At 65.1% G+C, this 18721-nt stretch carries 20 protein-coding genes; 8 read left to right on the top strand and 12 right to left on the bottom strand.

What is annotated here, in order from left to right; all coding sequences use genetic code 11:
• Positions 1–9: 9 nt before the first annotated feature.
• Together ctaD and FFF93_RS08585 are read left to right on the top strand one after the other, a co-directional pair.
• Positions 10–1734: a cytochrome c oxidase subunit I gene (gene ctaD / locus FFF93_RS08590; protein ID WP_138769284.1), complete on the top strand. Its 1725-nt coding sequence runs from the start codon at positions 10–12 to the stop codon at positions 1732–1734.
• Positions 1731–2132 (top strand): cytochrome c oxidase subunit 4, encoded by a 402-nt coding sequence (locus FFF93_RS08585; RefSeq protein WP_138769285.1) that lies wholly within the window; start codon positions 1731–1733, stop codon positions 2130–2132. Before ctaD ends, FFF93_RS08585 begins: the two co-directional genes overlap by 4 nt.
• 101 nt (positions 2133–2233) lie before the next feature.
• Here the strand turns inward: FFF93_RS08585 and FFF93_RS08580 are convergent, their stop codons facing one another.
• Positions 2234–2524: an HPr family phosphocarrier protein gene (locus FFF93_RS08580; protein WP_138769286.1), complete on the bottom strand. Its 291-nt coding sequence runs from the start codon at positions 2522–2524 to the stop codon at positions 2234–2236.
• A gap of 157 nt (positions 2525–2681) precedes the next feature.
• On the opposite strand from FFF93_RS08580, the gene FFF93_RS08575 reads away from it, so the two are divergent.
• Positions 2682–3449 (top strand): GntR family transcriptional regulator, encoded by a 768-nt coding sequence (locus tag FFF93_RS08575; RefSeq protein WP_138769287.1) that lies wholly within the window; start codon positions 2682–2684, stop codon positions 3447–3449.
• Between the two features lie 82 nt (positions 3450–3531).
• On the opposite strand, the gene FFF93_RS08570 is transcribed toward FFF93_RS08575, so the two are convergent.
• The 4 genes from FFF93_RS08570 to FFF93_RS08555 all read right to left on the bottom strand — a co-directional run bounded on the left by FFF93_RS08570 (position 3532) and on the right by FFF93_RS08555 (position 7815).
• Positions 3532–5211, bottom strand: coding sequence for a cytochrome bc complex cytochrome b subunit (locus FFF93_RS08570; RefSeq protein ID WP_138769288.1), 1680 nt, complete (start codon positions 5209–5211; stop codon positions 3532–3534).
• The gene (locus FFF93_RS08565; protein WP_138769289.1) at positions 5189–6259 is read right to left on the bottom strand and encodes a ubiquinol-cytochrome c reductase iron-sulfur subunit; all 1071 of its coding nucleotides are present in this window, start codon (positions 6257–6259) and stop codon (positions 5189–5191) included. The genes FFF93_RS08570 and FFF93_RS08565 overlap by 23 nt, the downstream gene beginning before the upstream one ends.
• A gap of 101 nt (positions 6260–6360) precedes the next feature.
• Complete coding sequence (locus tag FFF93_RS08560; RefSeq protein WP_138769290.1) at positions 6361–7149, bottom strand: c-type cytochrome; 789 nt, start codon at positions 7147–7149, stop codon at positions 6361–6363.
• Between the two features lie 87 nt (positions 7150–7236).
• On the bottom strand, positions 7237–7815 hold the full coding sequence (locus tag FFF93_RS08555; RefSeq protein WP_138769291.1) for a heme-copper oxidase subunit III: 579 nt from the start codon (positions 7813–7815) through the stop codon (positions 7237–7239).
• A 208-nt stretch (positions 7816–8023) separates the two neighbouring features.
• On the opposite strand from FFF93_RS08555, the gene trpD reads away from it, so the two are divergent.
• Positions 8024–9082: an anthranilate phosphoribosyltransferase gene (trpD, locus tag FFF93_RS08550; protein ID WP_138769292.1), complete on the top strand. Its 1059-nt coding sequence runs from the start codon at positions 8024–8026 to the stop codon at positions 9080–9082.
• An 8-nt stretch (positions 9083–9090) separates the two neighbouring features.
• Here the strand turns inward: trpD and FFF93_RS08545 are convergent, their stop codons facing one another.
• Both FFF93_RS08545 and FFF93_RS08540 read right to left on the bottom strand, forming a co-directional pair.
• Complete coding sequence (locus FFF93_RS08545) at positions 9091–9372, bottom strand: Lrp/AsnC family transcriptional regulator (protein WP_138769293.1); 282 nt, start codon at positions 9370–9372, stop codon at positions 9091–9093.
• An 85-nt stretch (positions 9373–9457) separates the two neighbouring features.
• Positions 9458–9874, bottom strand: a complete 417-nt coding sequence (locus tag FFF93_RS08540; RefSeq protein WP_138769294.1) for a DUF3054 domain-containing protein — start codon at positions 9872–9874, stop codon at positions 9458–9460.
• 96 nt (positions 9875–9970) lie between these two features.
• Here FFF93_RS08540 and FFF93_RS08535 point away from each other — a divergent pair, with 96 nt between their 5' ends.
• Positions 9971–10537, top strand: coding sequence for a cysteine hydrolase family protein (locus FFF93_RS08535; RefSeq protein ID WP_138769295.1), 567 nt, complete (start codon positions 9971–9973; stop codon positions 10535–10537).
• A 15-nt stretch (positions 10538–10552) separates the two neighbouring features.
• Here FFF93_RS08535 and FFF93_RS08530 read toward each other — a convergent pair whose 3' ends face one another.
• The 5 genes from FFF93_RS08530 to FFF93_RS08510 form a co-directional block, all read right to left on the bottom strand.
• Positions 10553–10879 carry a DUF1905 domain-containing protein gene (locus FFF93_RS08530; protein WP_138769296.1) on the bottom strand — a complete coding sequence of 109 codons (327 nt, stop codon included), beginning with the start codon at positions 10877–10879 and terminating at the stop codon, positions 10553–10555.
• 335 nt (positions 10880–11214) lie between these two features.
• On the bottom strand, positions 11215–11661 hold the full coding sequence (locus FFF93_RS08525; RefSeq protein WP_138769297.1) for a hypothetical protein: 447 nt from the start codon (positions 11659–11661) through the stop codon (positions 11215–11217).
• 267 nt (positions 11662–11928) lie between these two features.
• Entirely contained in the window at positions 11929–12237 is a 309-nt protein-coding gene (locus tag FFF93_RS08520; RefSeq protein WP_138769298.1) for a hypothetical protein, read from the bottom strand.
• Positions 12234–12704, bottom strand: coding sequence for an HIT family protein (locus FFF93_RS08515; protein ID WP_138769299.1), 471 nt, complete (start codon positions 12702–12704; stop codon positions 12234–12236). The genes FFF93_RS08520 and FFF93_RS08515 overlap by 4 nt, the downstream gene beginning before the upstream one ends.
• Before the next feature lie 179 nt (positions 12705–12883).
• Complete coding sequence (locus tag FFF93_RS08510; protein WP_138769300.1) at positions 12884–15283, bottom strand: excinuclease ABC subunit UvrA; 2400 nt, start codon at positions 15281–15283, stop codon at positions 12884–12886.
• A 170-nt stretch (positions 15284–15453) separates the two neighbouring features.
• On the opposite strand from FFF93_RS08510, the gene FFF93_RS08505 reads away from it, so the two are divergent.
• From FFF93_RS08505 to FFF93_RS08495, 3 genes are read left to right on the top strand one after another with little or no spacing between them, the layout of a single operon-like run.
• On the top strand, positions 15454–16686 hold the full coding sequence (locus tag FFF93_RS08505) for a type III polyketide synthase (RefSeq protein ID WP_138769301.1): 1233 nt from the start codon (positions 15454–15456) through the stop codon (positions 16684–16686).
• An 11-nt stretch (positions 16687–16697) separates the two neighbouring features.
• The gene (locus FFF93_RS08500) at positions 16698–17411 is read left to right on the top strand and encodes a class I SAM-dependent methyltransferase (protein ID WP_138769302.1); all 714 of its coding nucleotides are present in this window, start codon (positions 16698–16700) and stop codon (positions 17409–17411) included.
• Positions 17408–18556, top strand: coding sequence for an NAD(P)/FAD-dependent oxidoreductase (locus tag FFF93_RS08495; RefSeq protein ID WP_138769303.1), 1149 nt, complete (start codon positions 17408–17410; stop codon positions 18554–18556). Before FFF93_RS08500 ends, FFF93_RS08495 begins: the two co-directional genes overlap by 4 nt.
• The last annotated feature ends 165 nt before the right edge of the window (positions 18557–18721 follow it).

Here is an 18721-nt window from a genome sequence, read left to right as displayed (position 1 = left end):
GAGCGCGAAGTGGCAACGACCTACTCTCAGCCCTCAGGGATCCTTGAGGCTCCCGTAGTACCCAAATCCAAGGGGCGCATCGTCGTCAACTGGATCACCTCCACCGACCACAAGACCATCGGGTACATGTACCTGATCGCGTCCTTCGTGTTCTTCTGCTTCGGCGGCGTGATGGCGCTGCTGATCCGCGCCGAGCTGTTCGAGCCCGGCATGCAGATCCTGCAGACCAAAGAGCAGTACAACCAGCTTTTCACCATGCACGGCACCGTCATGCTGCTGATGTTCGCGACGCCGCTGTTTGCCGGCTTCGCCAACGTCATCATGCCGCTGCAGATCGGCGCCCCTGACGTCGCCTTCCCGCGGCTCAACGCGTTGGCTTTCTGGTTCTTCCTGTTCGGTTCTACGATCGCCGTTTCCGGCTTCATCACCCCGCAGGGTGCCGCGTCATTCGGCTGGTTCGCTTACGCGCCGCTGTCCAACACGACCTTCAGCCCCGGCGTGGGCGGTGACCTCTGGGTCTTCGGCCTGGCGCTCTCCGGCTTCGGCACCATCCTCGGTGCGGTCAACTTCATCACCACGATCATCTGCATGCGTGCCCCGGGCATGACCATGTGGCGCATGCCGATCTTCACCTGGAACACCCTGGTCACCGCCATCCTGGTGCTCATGGCCTTCCCGCCGCTGGCTGCAGCCCTCTTCGCCCTCGGCGCAGACCGCCGCTTCGGTGCCCACATCTTCGACCCCGAAAACGGCGGTGCCGTCCTCTGGCAGCACCTGTTCTGGTTCTTCGGCCACCCCGAGGTGTACATCATCGCGCTGCCGTTCTTCGGCATCGTCTCCGAGATCTTCCCGGTCTTCAGCCGCAAGCCGATCTTCGGCTACAAGGGCCTGGTTTACGCCACCATCTCCATCGCAGCGCTGTCCGTGACCGTGTGGGCCCACCACATGTACGTCACCGGCTCGGTCCTGCTGCCGTTCTTCTCCTTCATGACGATGCTGATCGCGGTTCCCACCGGCGTGAAGTTCTTCAACTGGATCGGCACCATGTGGCGGGGTTCCATCACCTTTGAAACCCCGATGCTCTGGAGCATCGGCTTCCTGGCGACCTTCCTCTTCGGCGGCCTGACCGGCATCATCCTGGCGTCCCCGCCGCTGGACTTCCACGTCTCCGATTCCTACTTCGTGGTGGCGCACTTCCACTACGTGGTCTTCGGCACCGTGGTGTTCGCGATGTTCGCAGGCTTCTACTTCTGGTGGCCGAAGTGGACCGGCAAGATGCTCAACGAGCGCCTTGGCAAGATCCACTTCTGGATGCTCTTTCTGGGCTTCCACGGCACCTTCCTCATCCAGCACTGGCTCGGCGTCGAGGGCATGCCCCGCCGCTACGCGGACTACATGCCGCAGGACAACTTCACCTGGATGAACCAGTTCTCCACCTACTCGTCCTTCCTCTTGGGCGCGTCGCTGATCCCGTTCTTCTGGAACGTCTACATCACTTGGCGCAGCAACGAGAAGGTCCTGGTCGACGATCCCTGGGGCTTCGGCGCCTCGCTCGAATGGGCGACGTCCTGCCCGCCGCCGCGGCACAACTTCACCTCGCTGCCGCGGATCCGCTCGGAGCGTCCTGCCCTGGACCTGCACCACCCCGAGCTCTCCCAGTACTACACCGTCGACTCTCCTGCCCCGGCAGCAGCGGCGCTCGGTAACGCCGACCAGAAGGATCAAGCCAAGTGAAAATCGAATCACGGATTTTTGGATTCGGAGTCTTCTTCTTCATCCCGGTCTCGGTGGTTTACGGCTTCCTGACCGGCTGGTCGGAGTGGGTCGGCATCCTCGGTGTCCTGCTGCTCGGCGGTCTCGCCGGCATGATCGGGGCCTACTTGGGCTTCACCGGCAAGCGCGTTGGGATGCGCCCCGAGGACCGCAGCGACGCGGAGATCCACGAGGGTGCCGGCGAGCAGGGCCACTTCAGCCCCTGGAGCTGGTGGCCGCTGGTCCTCGGCCTGTCCTGCGCCGGCGGTTTCCTCGGCCTGGCCGTGGGCTTCTGGATCACGTTCATCGCCGGCGGCCTCGCCGTGGTGGCGCTGATCGGCTGGGTTTACGAGTACAGCCGCGGTGACCACGCGCACTAAGCAACTACGCTGACAACAACGACGTCGGGCCCCACCTTCTGGTGGGGCCCGACGTCGTTTGTGCTGGTGTTGGCCCGTGTTTTTCTGCTCACCCCGCCTGCTCAGCCGGCCTGGGACTCGAGCAGGGCGCAGAGCTCGGCAAGCGTCCGCTCGGCGTCTGCAGCGCTGGAGTCCGCCGGGACCGCGTCGGCCCGGACCGACAGCTCCACCTCGCAGCCGCACGGGAAGTCCTCGGTCATGACCTCCAGGAGCGAACGGGCGTCGACGCCGGGCCGTCCGTCCCTGCTGATGGTGACCGGCAGACCGCTCTGCGTCACGGCGCGGACGAAGACTGCTGCCGGACGGGCATGCAGTCCGATGGAGGCCTGGACGATGGCCTTGCGTGCGGGCAATGGAACTCCTTCAGCTGTGGGGCATTTCCAGCGTAGCCGGGGGAGGGGCGCCGGGCGAACCGCGTCATCCGGTGGTCTAGACCTGCCGCCAAAGTGCCCTAGGCTTGAGGTATGAACGATTGCGGCAGGGTTTTCCGTGGGCTCTAATGCGGCGCGGATGGCCGGGGAGATTGACCGGCACAGCGGGGTCCCCATCTACGTCCAGCTCCGCGAGATCCTTCGCGCGCACATTGCCAGCTCTTGTCCGCCGGGTTCGGCCCTGCCCTCCGAGCGGGACCTCTCCGAGCGTTTCGGCCTGGCCCGGATGACCGTGCGCCAGGCTATCGACGCCCTGGTGGGCGAGGAAGTGATCGAACGTGTTGTCGGCCTTGGCACGTTTGTGCGCAAGCCCAAACTGGACCTCCAGGTAAAACTCACCTCCTATAGCGAGGAGATGCAGCGCCGCGGCATGGTCCCGGCCGCCAAGGTCCTCAGCTTCGAACAAATCAACGCCAGCGCCTTCCTGGCCCGCGAGCTCCAGCTGGAGGAGGGAACACAGCTGGTGCGGTTCCGGCGCCTCCTGCTGGCCGACAATGAGCCGATGAGCGTGGACGAGAACTTCATTCCCGCGCACCGCGTGCCCGGCCTGCTCGACGGGGAGCCGCCGACGTCGCTCTACAACGTGCTGAGCGAGCGCTACGGGCTCGTGATGGAGTGGGGCGAGGACATGATCGAGGCGACGGCGGCGTCGCCGTCGACGGCCCGGCTGCTCAACGTGGAGGTAGGGTCGCCGCTGCTGAAGATCCAGCGGCATGCCTTCGTCGCCCGGGCCATGGTCGACTATTCGGTCTCCTACTACCGGGCTGACCGGTACAAGCTCTGGGTACCCCTGCAGCGTCCCGGCGTCCGACCCACCCGCAATTACGCCACGGGCTACCGCGCCTGACCAGCTGTCTGCCGGCGCGAGTGAGACAACAGAAAGGCCCGGTCCTGATGGACCGGGCCTTTCTGTTGGCTAGTGCCGGGTGCTAGTGGCTGAGGCTCTTCTGCTCCGCAGCCGGGGCAACCGCCTCGTGCTCACCGTGGTGGCCATGGGCCGCCGCGAGCTCGGCCGGGGTTGCCGGGGCGACCCGGTCCTCGAAGAACCACTTGGAGAGCAGCGCGCGGCGCTTCTCCTTGCGGTCCACGATGCCGTGGCTGTTCGGCTCGGCCGGGAGCGGCGACGGGGATTCGAAGCCGACCAGCTTGTAGCGCTTGTATTCGTCCAGCGGCGCGTGGACCTCAATGAATTCGCCGTGCGGCAGGCGCACGATGCGGCCGGTCTCGCGGCCGTGAAGGGCGATCTCGCGGTCCTTGCGCTGCAGGGCCAGGGCGACGCGCTTCGTGACGATGAAGGCGATGACCGGGCCGATGAAGAACAGCGCGCGGAGCCAGTAGGTGACGTCGTTCAAGGCCACGTGGAAGTGCGTGGCGATGAGGTCCGAACCTGCCGCAGCCCACATCACGCAGTACCAGACGAAGCCGGCCATGCCGATGGCCGTACGGGTCGGCGCGTTGCGCGGACGGTCCAGGACGTGGTGCTCGCGGTCGTCCTTGGTGATCCAGCGTTCAATCCACGGGTAGGTGAACATCACGGTGAACAGGATGCCCGCGGGGACCAGGGCCGGCAACAGCACGTTGAACGTGAAGACGTGGCCGAACCAGACCTGCTCCACATGCCAGTTGCCGAAGGTACCCGGCATCAGGCGCAGCGCGCCGTCAACGAAGCCGATGTACCAGTCAGGCTGGGTGCCGGCCGAGACGGGGGAGGGGTCGTACGGACCGTAGTTCCAGATCGGGTTGATCGTGAAGAAACCGGCCATCAGGGCGATGACACCGAACACGATGAAGAAGAACCCGCCGGCCTTTGCCGCGTAGACCGGGCCGAGGGGGTAGCCGACGACGTTGCCGTCGTTGCGGCCCGGGCCGGGGTACTGGGTGTGCTTGTGCACGACCACCATAAAGAGGTGCGCGGCGATCATCAGGAGGATCAGCGCGGGAACCAGCAGGATGTGGAGCATGTACAGGCGGCCGATGATGGCGGTGCCGGGGAATTCCCCGCCGAAGAGGAAGAACGAGATGTAGGTGCCGATCACCGGGATGGACTTGATCACGCCGTCGATGATGCGCAGGCCGTTGCCGGAGAGCAGGTCATCGGGGAGCGAGTAGCCGGTGAAGCCGGCGGCCATGGCCAGGATGAGCAGGACGCTGCCCACCACCCAGTTCATTTCGCGGGGCTTGCGGAAGGCGCCGGTGAAGAAGACGCGCAGCATGTGCACGGATACCGATGCCACGAACAGCAGGGCCGACCAGTGGTGGACCTGGCGCATGAACAGCCCGCCGCGGACATCGAAGGAGATGTTCAGCGAGGAGTTGTAGGCCACCGACATTTCGACGTTCTTCAGCGGCAGGTAGGAACCCTGGTAGTGGGTTTCCGCCATCGACGGATCGAAGAAGAAGGTGAGGAACGTGCCGGAGAGCAGCAGGATGACGAAGGAGTACAGAGCCACTTCGCCGAACATGAAGGACCAGTGGTCCGGGAAGACTTTGCGGCCGAACTCCCGGAGCATTCCGGAACCGCCCACGCGCTGGTCAACAAAGTCGGTAATGCGGCCGCCCTTGGTCTTGGCGACAAAGGTGGGGGTGTCAGCTGTTGATGTTGCGCTCATGCTCATCACGCTCCCAGTAGCTAGGTCCAACAGGTTCTTTGAAGTCGCTCGTCGCGTAGAGGTAACCCTCGTCGTCGACGGCGATGGGCAGCTGCGGGAGCGGCCGGCTGGCCGGGCCAAAGATAACCTTGCATTCCTGGGTCAGGTCGAAGGTGGACTGGTGGCACGGGCAGAGCAGGTGGTGCGTCTGCTGCTCGTAGAGGGCAACAGGGCAGCCAACGTGGGTGCAGATCTTGGAGTAGGCAACGATGCCGTTGTAGCTCCAGTCCTCGCGGCCCGGGGAGGGCTTGAGGGATTCCGGGTTCAGGCGCATGAGCAGGACGACAGACTTCGCCTTCTCGTTCAGCTTGCCTTCTTGCAGCTCGTTCAGGCCTTCCGGGATGACGTGGAAGGCGGAGCCGATGGTCACGTCCGAGGCCTTGATGGGGGTGCCATCGGGGTCGCGGGTGAGTCGCTTGGTCTTGCCGTCCACCGGTGCCCACATGGTGTGCGCCAGCTTGTTGTCCGGACGGGGACCCAGGTCGCCGAAGACGGCCAGGGCCGGCAGCGGGGCCAGCGCGACGGCGCCAAGCAGGGTGTTGCGGATCAGCGGGCGGCGCTTGATGCCGGTTTCCTCGACGATGTCGTCGACGATCCGGACGGCGGCCAGGCGGTCCTCTTCGGTGCGGATGGCGTGGCGCTCTTCCGACACTTCGTGGTCTGGCATAAGTGCCTTGGCCCAGTGCACGATGCCGGTGCCGATGCCCAGCATGGCAAAGGCGGTGCCGATGCCCAGCAGGGTGTTCTGCAGCCGGATGGTGGCGATCGAGGAGTCAGCTCCAAGATCGATGGCGAAGTACGCCACCAGGAATATCAGGGTGCCAACGACCGAGGCGCCGAACAGAATGGCCACCTGCCGTTCCGCTCGCTTGGCGGCCCTCGGGTCCGTGTCAGCCAGGCGCAAACGATGCGGGGGAATTCCAGGATCCTGGAACTTCTCCACCTCATTCTGACCAGCCGTAGCTACGGTGCCCGAGTGGCTCGGACTGCCGTCACTATGGTTGCCCATAATTCGCCTCATCCTTCTCTCGTCTCGGCCAACGCCGAGTTAGTTTTCAATTCAAACTGCTGACGGATCAGCAGAAAATTCTTACAGGTTCCGCGGGGCGCCTAGGACGTCCGCGAAGTCAACCAGATCGTGAAGGCGATGATGACGCCCAGTCCGGCGATCCAAACAAACAGGCCTTCGGAAACCGGACCCAGCGCGCCCAGGTCGTTGCCGCCGGGGGAGCCGTTGGCTTCGATCTGCTTGAGGAACGTAATAATGTCGCGCTTGCCTTCGGGGGAGACGTTGGCGTCGGAGAAGACAGGCATGTTCTGCGGGCCGGTGACCATGGCTTCGTAGATGTGCTTGCCGGAAACGTCCGCGAGTGCCGGGGCGAACTTGCCCCGGGTCAGCGCGCCGCCGGCGGCAGCAGCGTTGTGGCACATGGCGCAGTTGGTGCGGAACAGCTCGCCACCCTTGGCGGCGTCGCCCTTCTCATCGAGCACACCAGCCTCGGGGATCGACGGGCCGGGGCCGAGCGAAGCGACGTAGGCCGCGAGCTGGTGGGTCTGCTCCTCGTTGAACTGGGCGGGCTTCTTGTAAGCCTGCGGGCCGTTCATCTGCATGGGCATACGACCGGTGCCAACCTGGAAGTCAACGGCGGCGGCGCCGACGCCGACAAGCGACGGTCCGGCCTGCGAGCCACTGGCACCCATGCCATGGCAGGTGGCGCAGTTGGCGGCGAACAGCTTGCCGCCCTCCTCTGCGTCGCTTGCGCTGAAGCTTGTGGTGTCGGCCTTGGCCTGGTTGACGGTGGTGGCAACGGCGTACAGCCCACCAGTGATGAGGAGGCCCATCAGCAACAGTGCAACTGCTGCCAGTGGGTGACGTCGCTTCTGCGAGAGTGCCTTCACGTGGTGGTTCCTTTATTCGATGCTGCGTTGGCTCCGGGAGCCGCTTCTTGAAATTCTGCCTCTTGTAGAAAAAGAGTCAAGTCGTGGCTACTTGAGGACGTAGATGACCAGGAAGAGGCCGATCCATACGACGTCGACGAAGTGCCAGTAGTACGAGGTGACAATCGCGGAGGTTGCCTCAAAGTGTCCGAACTTCTTCGCTGCGAAGGAACGTCCGATGATCAGCAGGAAGGCAACCAGGCCGCCGATAACGTGCAGGCCGTGGAACCCGGTGGTCATGTAGAACGCGGAACCGTAGGCGTTGGAAGAGAGCGAGACGTGCTCGGAGACGAGCATGGCGTACTCGGTCGCCTGGCCGGCCACGAAGAACGAACCCATGATGAATGTGAGCGTGAACCACTCATTCATTCCCCAGCGGGTAAAGCTCAGCGGGCCGCCGAGCCTGCGCGGCTGAAGCCGTTCGGCGGCGAAGACGCCCATCTGGCAAGTGAAGGAACTGGCCACGAGGACGATCGTGTTAACGAGCGCAAAGGGGAAGTTGAGCTTGGCTGTCTCTTCGGCCCACATCTGTCCGGAAGTCGAACGGAGTGTGAAGTACATGGCAAAGAGACCGGCGAAGAACATCAACTCACTGGACAGCCAGACGACGGTTCCAACGGAAACCATGTTCGGGCGATTCAGCGTCGGGTGCGCCGGGGTACTGGGGGCATGGGTCGCAGATGTCACATAGACATTATGTCTGTAAAAGTCCCTCCTGCCCAACGCAAACCGCGTTTCGGCAGGACTTTTTCTACAAAGCCGCGAAATCGTGCGGAAAAGTTCCCGGTCCCCTTCGCATTGGGCATTGCGGCCCGCGGCTCGATAGCATCAGGACGTGACTTCACAGGCATCAGCACAGGCGGTAGGTAAGACCTGGCCGCGCCTCATCGGCGCCCTTATCAACGGCAGCAACCTCACTGCCGGCGACACTGAGTGGGCAATGAACTCCATCATGTCCGGCGAGGCGACGCCTGCCCAGGTCGCCGGCTTCCTGGTAGCGCTGCGCGCCAAGGGGGAGACGGTGGAGGAACTTACCGGCCTGGTGGAGGCGATGATCGACTCCGCCAACCCGATCGAGATCGCGGGCGAAAAGCTGGACATCGTCGGTACCGGCGGTGACCAGCTGAACACCGTTAACATCTCCACCATGGCGGCCCTCGTCTCGGCCGGGGCCGGCGCGAAGGTGGTCAAGCACGGCGGCCGCGCGTCGTCGTCGACCTCTGGCTCCGCCGATGTGCTGGAGGCCCTGGGGGTCCGGCTGGACCTGCCCATTCCGCGGGTGGCCCGGAATGCCGAAGAAGCCGGCATCACGTTCTGCTTTGCCCAGGTATTCCACCCTTCGATGCGGCATGCCGCCGTGGCGCGGCGTGAGCTGGGCGTGCCCACGGCCTTCAACTTCCTGGGGCCAATGACCAACCCGGCCCATGTCCAGGCGTCCGCCGTCGGCGTCGCGAACGAGCGGATGGCGCCGCTGGTGGCCGGGGTGCTTGCGCAGCGCGGCAGCCGGGGCCTGGTTTTCCGTGGCAACGACGGGCTCGATGAGCTAACCACCACGGGCCCGTCGCGGATCTGGGAAATCCGCGGCGGTCAGGTGGCGGAGGAAGTCTTCGACCCGCGCGAGCTGGGGATCCGCCAGGCGACCGTCGAGGAACTGCGCGGCGGGAACGCCCAGGCCAACGCCGCCGTCGTCCGATCGGTGCTGGCCGGTGAGCCCGGCCCGGCCCGTGACGCCACGCTGCTCAATGCCGCGGCGGGCCTGGTCTCCTTCGATCTGGACGCAACGGCTCCGCTGATCGACCGGATGGCCGCCGCAATGAAGCGGGCCGAGGAATCGGTTGAGTCCGGCGCCGCGGCCGCGGTACTGGACCGCTGGGTCTCACTTTCCCGCGACTGACGCGCTTCCTACTGTTCGAAGCCCAAGGCAAACGCCGCGTCGAGGTCGTGCTGTGAGTATGCACGGAAGGCGATGTGCGTCGTGGTGTGCACCACCGCCGGGACCTTGGACAGCTTGTCCGCGATGACGTCCGCGAGGTCCTCGTGCTTGGCGACGCGCGCAATAGCGATCAGGTCCCATTCGCCGGTCACCGAATAGACCTCGCTGATGCCGGGAATCGCGGAGATTTTTTCAGCGGTTTCCGGAATGGCGGAAGCGTCTGTCTTGATCAGGACGAAAGCGGTGATCACGTGGGGACCTTTCGGATCTGGGGCGCCGTTGCCGGCGTCGTAGGGGCCCGGGAGGGCCGTGCCGTGTGCTTGCAAGCCTAGTCCATCAGCCCCGCGGGCGGCGTGCCCGGAACCGCCGAGCTGCCGCGACCAGCAGGCGGTAGCCGAGCAGGAAAACTGCCAGGCTGAGCAGTGCCACGATCACGAACGGCAGGACCACGGTCTGCCCGGTGAGCGCCCGGAGCAGCATGCCGACGGCCACCGTTCCGATCCAGACGGCGACGCCGGCCGGCCACAGTGCGAGCGGCCCGCGCCACAGGCGCAGCGCCAGCCAGGCCACGGCGGCGCCGGCCAGGAAGGGCCACGCCGTTGCCAGGACCCCGGTGATGATCTCGCCGCGCTGGTGGGCATCCCGTCCGATTGCGGCGAAGAGCAGGATCAAGATTGCGTCGGCGGCCGCGGCCAGTAGCGCTGTGCGCAGGGTCGACGGCGGGTGGGGCAGCGGGGGAGTGGTGGCTGGCATACTTCCAGCGTAGCTTCCGAAAGGCATGGAGCCCGTCGGCGTTGCGGTCTACGATGAGGCGCGGAACCCCGGAGCAGCGAGCCTGAGGAAATGCCCATGACAACGTTGTCCGATCGGCCCAACACGGCCTTGATGGTGATCGATGTGCAGAACGGCGTGGTGGAGGGGGCGCACCAGCGCGACGCCGTGATCGCAAACATCGCCGAACTCGTCGACAAGGCCCGTGCAGCCGCCGTCCCGATCATCTGGGTCCAGCATTCGGATGCGCAGCTGGAACGGGGGAGTGAGACCTGGCAGTACGTCCCTGAGCTGTCCCGGCAGGAATCGGAGCCGCTGGTGCACAAGTCCTACGGCGATTCCTTCGAGGGCACCGACCTTGAAGAAGTCCTGGCCGCCGCCGGCGTGGGCCGCCTCCTGGTGGCCGGGGCGCAGACGGACGAATGTATCCGGTCCACCATCCACGGCGCGTTCGTGCGGGGCTACGACGTCACCCTCGTGGCCGATGCCCACAGTACCGAGGACCTGACGGCCTGGGGCGCGCCGCCGCCTGAGCTGGTCATTGCGCACACCAACCTCTACTGGGAGAACCAGTCGGCTCCCGGGCGGACGGCAGGCGTCGTCAAGACGTCAGAGGTGGCGTTCAACGGGGAGGGGCGTCGGTAGGAATTTACTCACGCCTCACACCGTCGGTCCGGAGCCGTTGGCCGCCCGCCCGCCACGGGGAGCCACGCTCATGGCAACCGTCACCGTGTCGCCGTCGCCGAACTGCTCCCGCGTGCGGACGTCCTTTTTCACCGGCAGCACGTACTCGCCGTCGCGCGGCAGCAACGAGGTCTCCCATTCGGTACCACCAATTCGCACACGCACCGGGATGGCGCCCCACCCGTACGTGGCCGCCGCGGCTTCGGCGCGGACGTAGTCACAGACGTCCCCGGGCAGCGACAGCCAGTAGAACGGCGCAGGACCACGCCATTCGAACAATTCCGCGCTGAAGGTCGTGTCCACGTCACGCAACGCTAATGGTCGAACATCGCGCGATCAACCAAATGTGCTCCAGAACAGGGGGAAGTGGCACTACGCGGCTCAGCCGTCGTCAATGTGAGCTTCTTGCTCCCGGGATTCGCCGGGCCCATCATGGTGACGCTGCCGTGCATCGCCGGTTCAGTTCTTGCCACCGCCGCGTATTTCCTCCTGGACCCAGCGAGGTCACGCCCAGACAGCCTTGAGCTGGACTCAGCCGCATCGACATCGACCTGACCTTGGTGGGATCACCGGCCATGGGTGAGTGTCGACCAAGCGGCCCGGGAGATCCAAAGACCTCCCGGGCCGCTGGCCGGCTGTCAGCCTCGGCAGTCTGTTGTCGTGCTCGTGCTCCCATCCGGGTTGAAGTGGACGATGATCACTTGGTTGGGTGCCGATCCCTGGCTGACCATCAAGACCCGGATATCCTGCGAGAACTCGCTGCTCGACGCGGTAAGCCTATTCGTCGTATTCATCACGTATCGATTGCCCTGGTCGCCAAGGCCGGTGCCTTGATAGACGTAGCGGTGCAGATATGTCCCGTCCTTCTGCAGCTTGGTTACGATGTGGAAACTGCCCTTCACCTCGACATATTCACCGTTGCAGGTGTTGATCCCACTGTTGTATGACTGATGTCGTTCGGATTCCGCGGGGTCAGCTGACGCCGTGGCAGCGGGAGCCAGAAAAGCCACGAGCAGGGCAATCGGGGCAAGAATTCGGATCACTAGACGCATGACAACCTCTTCGTTGTTGGGGTGGAAGCCCACGGGGCTCGCCGTAGCAGATGTGCACAGATATGCGCACTGAAGAAAATGCTGCTGCCATCACCCCAGCAAGTGACAGGGCATCAAGCTACCCGAACCGGGGAGGTTGCGGAAGAGTAAAACTGACCCCGCCGAACCCTCGCATCGTTATGAACTGAACCAACTTTACATAATGTTGATTATCGGCGTTATGCAAGCAAGCTCGGTAGAGCCGGTGCCGTCAGGTTTGAATACACGTCGAGGGCGCTGAATCCCCATCGTGCAGGTTCTCTAGAACCACAGTCTGAGGCGGAAGCGATACTTGTTTCCGAGAGCGTCCTCGAGGGCGTCTCGGAGACGGACGCCCTCGAGGTCAAAATGCTTGCGCAGTCTTTCGCTGCCAAACATTCCTGTTTCGGAATTCGCATGGTCGTTGAAGAATTTTGCCCAAGCCCTCAGATCCTCGTAGAGCTGTGCCGGAAGCTCACGCTCCCAGTCAGGGATGTCCTCAGGCTCCCAAAAGATCGTCGACATTGGCCACGAATACCCGTAGTCGACGTCGAGAAGAATCTCAGGCCTCGGGTCGTCCCAGGGATTCACACCGACAGGTTCTTAATCTGCGCTGTAATGGCGGATCTGTAGGGCTCATGTGCGGGGCTCAGTGCGGTAGCCGGGTCGGACCAGTTGGTTCGTGGGTAAAGCCACACCGGTTTGGTGCGCAATTCGGGTTTTTCCCATTGGTACCGCGGCCAGATATGCGTGTGCAGGAATGGATCTTTGTTGCCGAGAATTTCGATATTGACCCGGAGGAATGCGGGGTCCAATTCCGCGCAAGCAATTTCGACGGCCTCGGCCAAAATGTCGACGCTGCTCAAATAGGCCGCCCGTTCGGCGCGCGGCAGATCGGTCAATCGGTCAACACCGACCCTGTCCGCAATCAGCACCGAGTAGCCAGGCAGCCACTGGACGTCTCCGATAACCGCAAACCCGCCATTGAGCCGGGCCATCACGGTGGGGTTCTCCCCCGCTATCGCCGAGCCCACCCTGTCGGTCTTCCAGGACTCCATGTGTTTACCCTTCGTAAAGCACGAACTTCGGCCCCGCCGCTCAATGTACGGCCGCATTTCGAATTATTTATATCAATACTAGACATTGTTGAATAACGCTAGAATATACATACGCGGCACGTTTGTTTGTCTCAAAGGACAACAACCAGACAAATCTGGCTTTTCGGCTGGAGCGGCCCTCACTCCCCCACATAAGCCGCCAAATGTTCCCCCGTGAGGGTGGGCCGCGTGGCGACCAGCTCGGCCGGCGTACCCTCGAAGACGATCCGGCCGCCGTCGTGTCCGGCGCCGGGGCCAAGGTCGATGATCCAGTCGGCGTGCGCCATGACCGCCTGGTGGTGCTCGATGACGATCACTGACTTACCGGAATCCACCAGCCGGTCCAGCAGACCGAGCAGGTTTGCGACGTCGGCTAGGTGCAGGCCCGTGGTCGGTTCGTCGAGGACGTAAACGTCCCCCTTCTCGGCCATCTGGGTGGCCAGCTTGAGCCGCTGCCGTTCACCGCCTGAAAGCGTCGTCAGAGGCTGCCCCAGGCTGAGGTAGCCGAGGCCGACGTCGACGAGACGGTCGAGGATCTTGTGGGCCGCCGGCGTGCGGGCCTCCCCGTCGGCGAAGAACAGCTCGGCCTCGGTCATCGACATCGCCAGCACTTCAGCGATGTTGCGGCCGGCCAGCTTGTACTGCAGTACCGATGCCAGGAACCTCCGGCCCTCGCAGTCCTCGCAGGTGGACTCGACGGTGGCCATCACGCCCAGGTCGGTGAAGATGACGCCGGCGCCGTTGCAGGTAGGACAGGCACCTTCCGAGTTGGAGCTGAACAGTGCCGGTTTCACGCCGTTGGCCTTCGCGAACGCCTTCCGGATCGGCTCAAGAAGGCCCGTGTACGTCGCCGGGTTGCTGCGCCGTGAACCCTTGATGGCGCCTTGGTCGATCAGGACCACACCGTCCCTGCCGGCCACCGACCCCTGGATCAGCGAGCTCTTACCGGATCCGGCCACGCCCGTGAGCACACAAAGCACACCGAGCGGGATGTCGACGTCGACGTCCCGGAGATTGTTCGTGGACGCGCCGCGCACCTCAAGTGCGCCGGCCAGCGCGCGCACCGTGTCCTTGACCGAAGCCCGGTCGTCCAGGTGGTGGCCGGTGATGGTATCGCTGGCCCGGAGGCCCTCGACGCTTCCCTCGAAGCAGACATTCCCGCCCGCGGTGCCCGCCCCGGGGCCCAGGTCAACAACGTGGTCGGCAATGACGATGGTCTCCGGCTTGTGCTCCACGACGAGCACGGTGTTGCCCTTGTCGCGGAGTTGCAGCAGCAGCTGGTTCATCCGTTGGATGTCGTGGGGGTGCAGACCGATTGTCGGTTCGTCAAAGACGTAGGTGATGTCGGTCAGGGATGATCCAAGGTGGCGGATCATCTTGGTGCGCTGTGCCTCTCCCCCGGACAGGGTGCCCGCCGGCCGGTCCAGCGAAAGATAGCCCAGCCCGATCTCGGCAAACGAATCGAGCAGGTGCCGCAGCCCTTTGAGCAGCGGCTCTACCGAGGGCTCGTTGAGTCCGCGGACCCAGAGGGCCAGGTCGCTGATCTGCATCTGGCACAGTTCGGCGATGTTCTTCCCCTGGATCTTCGAGGACCGTGCCTCCTTGCTGAGCCGGGTGCCGTCGCATTCTGGGCATGCCTGGAAGGTGATGGCCCGTTCGACAAAGGCCCGGATGTGGGGCTGCATCGCCTCCACGTCTTTGGAAAGCATTGATTTCTGGATCTTCGGAATCAATCCCTCATAGGTGAGATTGATGCCCTCGACCTTGATCTTGGTCGGCTCCTTGTAGAGCAGGTCGTTCATTTCCTTTTTGGTGTACTTCGCGATCGGCTTGTCCATGTCGAAGCCGGCGCCGCTGAAGATGCGGCCGTACCAGCCGTCCATGCTGTAACCGGGGACCATCAGGGCACCCCCGGCCAGCGACTTGCTCTCGTCATAGAGCGCCGTCAGGTCGAAGTCGGAGACCGAACCCATGCCCTCGCAGCGCGGGCACATTCCGCCCAGATAGACAGCGTTCTGGACCACGCTCTTCTCAACCCTGCCGCCGGCCTTCTCGGTGCTCATCACGCCGCTCGCCTTCCGGGTCGGGACGTTGAAGGAGAAGGCCGTGGGCGGCCCCACCTTCGGTGTCCCCAGACGGCTGAACAGGATGCGCAGCATGGCATTGGCGTCGGTGGCGGTGCCAACGGTGGACCTCGGGTTCGCGCCCATCCGCTCCTGGTCGACGATGATGGCCGTCGTGAGCCCCTCCAGGAGGTCGACGTCGGGCCTCGCCAGGTTGGGCATAAAGCCCTGCACGAAGGCGCTGTAGGTTTCGTTGATCATCCGCTGCGACTCGGCGGCGATCGTGGCGAACACCAGCGAACTCTTTCCCGAACCGGAGACACCGGTGAACACCGTCAGCCTGCGCTTCGGAATCTCGATGCTGACGTCCTTGAGGTTGTTCTCCCGCGCGCCCTGCACCCGGATCAGATCGTGGGTGTCGGCGACGTGGAGCGCCCCCGGCTGCCGGTCCGCGCTGGTGCCCGTGGCCGTGCTCATCGTGTCTCCCTCTGTCAGGCGGGGCCTCCGCCGCGGTGAACGACGGCATCGGCTGGCTCAATGGGAACAGCTTAGAACAGTCGATGGGCTTATCTTCGGACAGGCTTGTCCGGCGCACAGGGCGACGGAGAATCCATTGTCATATCCGGCAGGCTCACTGAGAATGAACCATGACGGTCTACCTGAGGTCCCTGGAAACTGCAGTCCCGCCCACCGTACTGATCCAATCCGAAGCCCGTGACGTCTTTGCCGCCCAGCCGGGGCTCAGCCGCCTTGGTTCCCGGCTGGTGAACACCTGCTTTGACTCCGCCGCCATCGACACCCGCTACACCGCCGTCGGGGAACTGACCACCGGCAGCAGGGCGGAGAACCCGCAGTTCTTCGATCCCGCCACCGGCCTGCTGCTTAGCCCCAGCACCAAGGTCAGGAACGACATCTTCGCCACCGAAGCCACCAAGCTCTTCATCGATGCCGCGGAAAAAGCGGTGGACGCTTGCCCCGGCCTCGATCGCGGCGACATCACCCATCTGGTCACCGTTTCCTGCACCGGCTTCTTCAACCCCGGACCGGACTACAAGATTGTCAGGGCCCTCGGGCTGAATCCAGCAGTCCAGCGTTACCACCTCGGGTTCATGGGCTGCTATGCCGCCTTCCCGGCGTTGCGTGCCGCGAAATCTTTTTGCGACGCGGACCCGGACGCGGTGGTGCTGGTGGTCTGCGCGGAACTTTGTTCCCTCCACGTCCGTACGTCCAATGATCCGGACACCATCATGGGATCGGCGCTGTTCGCCGACGGCGCCGCGGCCGCAGTCATCAGTGCCCGCGAACTGCAGGACCAGCCCGCCCTGCTGACCCTGGACCACTTCGAAACGGTCCTGACGCCGGTGGGCGAGGAAGCGATGGCGTGGAACATCGGCGACGAAGGCTTTGAAATGGTCCTCGGGACCTACGTCCCGCACATCATCGACGATCACATCATCGGCGCCCTCGAACCGCTGCTGTCCCGGGATGCCTCGCTGATCGGCATTCCCTACCGCGACATCCGCCACTGGGCCATCCACCCCGGCGGCCGCAGCATCCTGGACAAGGTGCAGGCCCGGCTGGAGCTCAGCGACGAACAGCTGGTGCCGGCCCGGGAAACCCTCCGCAACTACGGAAACATGAGCAGCGCCACGGTCCTCTTCGTGATCCGGCACATCCTCGACCTCCCCGCTGCCGGAGCCAGCGAGGAACCCGGCGGAACAGTCGACGACGGCGGTGAACGCATCTGCTCGATGGCGTTCGGACCGGGGCTGACGGTGGAGACAGCGCTCTTCACCAAGATCACCGCCCCGCAGGCACCAGGGCCCGACGCCCGGCAGGAGCGGCCCGGTCTGACCCGGGCGGAAACGGCCCTCGCCTGAGCGCCGGAGCCATGGCCCTGCTGCGTACGCGCGCCCTGGACGCCGTCGAGGAGATGGACCGGCCCGACTGCGACCCGGACCGGCTTAACCGGACCTATGCACAGTTCGCGCTGGTCAACCGCGCGGTGTCCGGCTGGCGGGGCATCTACCGCGGGCAGCTGCGGCCCCGGCTCGCCGCGGGGACGGCCACGACGCTGCTGGATATCGGCTGCGGCGGTGGCGACGTGCCGGTGCTGCTGGCGCGCTGGGCGGCCCGCGACGGGCTGCGGCTTGAGATCACGGCGATCGACCCGGACCCGCGTGCCGCCGCGTTCGCCACACGCTGGCGGAGCCACGCCAGCGTGACCTTCCGGCGCCAGAGCGCGGCGGAGCTGCTGGGCGCGGGAGCGCGCTTCGACGTCGTGGTGTCCAACCACGTGCTGCACCACCTGGGCGCCGCGGAGCTGACCGGATTTCTCGCCGAATCTGCTGCCCTGAGCACCGGAACGGTCATCCACAATGACCTCCGCCGCAGCGCAGCTGCCTACGCGCTGTTTTCCGCAGCTGCGTTGCCGTTCCACGGCTCCTATATCCGGCAGGACGGCCTCACTTCGATCCGGCGCAGCTACACGGCGGCCGAACTCCGGGCCGCCGCTCCCCCGGGCTGGATCGTGGTGCCCCGCCCACCCTTCCGCAACCTGCTGATCCTGGAGAGGACCGGGTCGCCGCGTAGGGGCCCCGCGTGAGCGAGGTCGTCATTATCGGCGGGGGCCCGGTGGGCCTTTATCTGGCGGCCCTGTTACTTCAGCGGGGCGTTTCGGTCACGGTGCTCGAACAGCGGACCGCGCCGGAACCCAACTCACGGGCCATCGGCATCCACCCGCCGGCGCTGGAGGCTCTCAGCCGGATCGGGGTGGCCCAGAAGCTCGTCCGCCGGGGTGTCCCGATCCGTCGGGGCCTGGCCCTCAGCCGCGGCGCCGCCTTGGCCGAAATGTCCTTCGCCGAAGTGTCCGAGCGGTTCCCGTTTGTACTCTCGCTACCGCAAGATTCCACCGAGTCCGTACTCGAGGATCGGGTACGCGGACTTGACCCGTATGCCCTGCGCCGCGGCGTACGCGTCACGGGGCTGCACGACAACGGCGGCCACGCCACCGTTGAAGCCTGCGTTGCCAAAGAGCAGGAGCGGATCAGCGCACCACTCGTGATCGCCGCCGACGGGGTCCGGTCAGCCGCCCGGATGGCCCTCGGTGCACCGCTGCGGCGCCGGGACTACCCGGACCGTTATCTTATGGGCGACTTCGCGGACAGCACCGCTTTTGGTTCCGACGCCGCGCTGTTCCTGGCCGGCGACGGCATCGTTGAGTCGTTTCCGCTGCCGGGGCAACGGCGGCGCTGGGTGGTCAGGCGCGGTCCGGCCGACGACGGCGGTGCCGACGACGCTGCCGGTCTCGACGCCGGCTGGCTCGCCCGGGAGGTCCGGCGGCGCACCGGGATCGACGTCGACGCCGGCAGCAACAGCATGCTCAGCGGCTTCGGCGTGCGAGCCCGCTTGGTCCGGCGCATGGTGTTCGGCCGCGGCATCCTGATCGGCGACGCGGCGCACGAAATCAGCCCGATCGGAGGCCAGGGCATGAGCCTGGGCTGGCTCGACGCCCTGGCCCTGGCACCCCTGGTGCCGGCCCTCCTCGCGGGCAGCCGCGACGGACTGGCGGCATTCGAACGGAACCGGCTGCGCGAGGCGGGGCGTGCGGCACGGCAATCCGAGATCAACATGGCGCTGGGCCGGCCGCTGCACGGAGGCCTGCTGGCCGTCCGCAACGGCGCCATTACCGCCGTGGCCGCCGTCCCCGCCGCCAACAGGCTCGTGGCCCGCCGCTTCACCATGCAATAGCCACACCCGGCCGCGGCGCCGACCCCTCAGCGCGGCGTGTAGTAGCAGTCGTAGCTGCGCTGGCTGACGATCCGGCCGCCGCCGGCCTCGATGGCCCGGAACAGGCCCGGCACAACGTCCACGGATGTCGGAGATGTCATGGACTGAGAGTAGCCGATCGGGGCA

Source organism: Arthrobacter sp. KBS0702 (genome assembly GCF_005937985.2).
GTDB lineage: Bacteria > Actinomycetota > Actinomycetes > Actinomycetales > Micrococcaceae > Arthrobacter.
Note: the sequence above shows the minus strand (reverse complement) of the source record. Positions and strands in the feature narration are given on the sequence as shown.